The following is a 1,561-nucleotide window of genomic DNA, read 5'->3' as shown; positions in this document are numbered from 1 at the left end:
CGGGAACTCCAGCACCATTGCGCGCATCACCGGCAGCCCGGTGGCGTGCGCCTGCTGGGCGGCGTGCTGGAGGTAGGGCGCCAGGCGGTGCTTGAGCAGGGTGAACTCGCGGGTGACCTCGACGGCCTCCTCGCCGAACTCCCACGGCACGCGGTAGGACTTGCTGCCGTGCAGCCGGCTGTGCGACGAGAGCAGGCCGAACTGCGTCCAGCGCTTGAAGACGGCGGGGGTCGGGGTGCCCTCGAAGCCGCCGATGTCGTGGCTCCAGAAGCCGAAGCCGGACAGGCCGAGGGAGAGTCCTCCGCGCAGCGACTCCGCCATGGCGTTGAAGTGCGACTCGCAGTCGCCGCCCCAGTGCACCGGGTACTGCTGGCCGCCCGCGGTGGCGGACCGGGCGAACAGCAGTGCCTCCCCCTCACCGCGCTCCTCGCGGAGCAGCTCGAACACGGCCTGGTTGTAGAGGTGGGTGTAGTGGTTGTGCATCCGCTCGGGGTCGGAGCCGTCGTACCAGACCACGTCGGTGGGGATGCGCTCGCCGAAGTCGGTCTTGAAGCAGTCCACGCCGACGTCCAGCAGGGTGCGCAGCTTGCGGGTGTACCAGTCGCGGGCGGCGGGGTTGGTGAAGTCCACCAGGGCCATGCCCGGCTGCCACAGGTCCCACTGCCAGACGCTGCCGTCCGGGCGCCGCACCAGGTGCCCCTCGCGCATGCCCTCGGCGAACAGCTCCGACTTCTGGGCGATGTACGGGTTGATCCAGGCCGAGATGCGCAGCCCCTGCTCCTTGAGCCGGGCCAGCATGCCGGCCGGGTCCGGGAAGGTGTCCGGGTCCCACACGAAGTCGCACCACTGGTACTCGCGCATCCAGAAGCAGTCGAGGTGGAAGACGCTCAGCGGGATGCCGCGCTCGGCCATGCCGCCGACGAAGCGGTTGACGGTGGCCTCGTCGTAGTCGGTGGTGAAGGACGTGGTCAGCCACAGGCCCAGTGCCCAGGCCGGGGGCAGCGCGGGGCGGCCGGTGAGGGCGGTGTAGCGCTCCAGGATCCGCTTGGGGGTCGGGCCGTGGATGACGAAGTACTCCAGCGACTGGTCCTCGACGCTGAACTGCACCTGGCCGACGGCCTCGGAGCCGACCTCGTAGCCGACCCTGCCGGGGTGGTTGACGAAGACGCCGTAGCCCCGGTTGGTCAGGTGGAACGGGACGTTCTTGTAGGCCTGTTCGCTGCTGGTGCCGCCGTCCGCCTGCCAGATGTCCACCACCTGGCCGTTGCGGACGAACGGGGTGAACCGCTCCCCCAGGCCGTAGACCAGCTCGCCGACGCCCAGCGAGAGCTGTCCGAGCATGTGGTGCCGGCCGTCGGCGTCGGTGACGAAGCCGGTGCCGCGCTCGCCCGCCGTGGTCAGCGCCCGGCCGCCGGCGGTGAACTCCAGCTGCCACGGCCGGGAGGTGTCCACTCGCAGCGTCAGTTCGCCGGCGCACAGCTCCACCACGTCGCCGTCGCGGCGCACCTTCCCGGCGCCCTGCTCGGCGCCGGGCAGCGCGAAGTCCGGCCCGCACGGAGCC

Annotated in this window: 1 protein-coding gene; it reads right to left on the bottom strand. The window is 71.1% G+C overall.

Annotated elements, in window-relative coordinates:
- The coding region (gene yicI, locus C2142_RS36715; RefSeq protein ID WP_241003032.1) for an alpha-xylosidase at positions 1 to 1,561 on the bottom strand (1,561 nt) is incomplete at both ends.

The sequence above is a fragment of the Streptomyces sp. CB01881 genome (assembly GCF_002953255.1).
GTDB lineage: Bacteria > Actinomycetota > Actinomycetes > Streptomycetales > Streptomycetaceae > Kitasatospora.
This window is presented reverse-complemented; position numbering and strand designations above follow the sequence as displayed.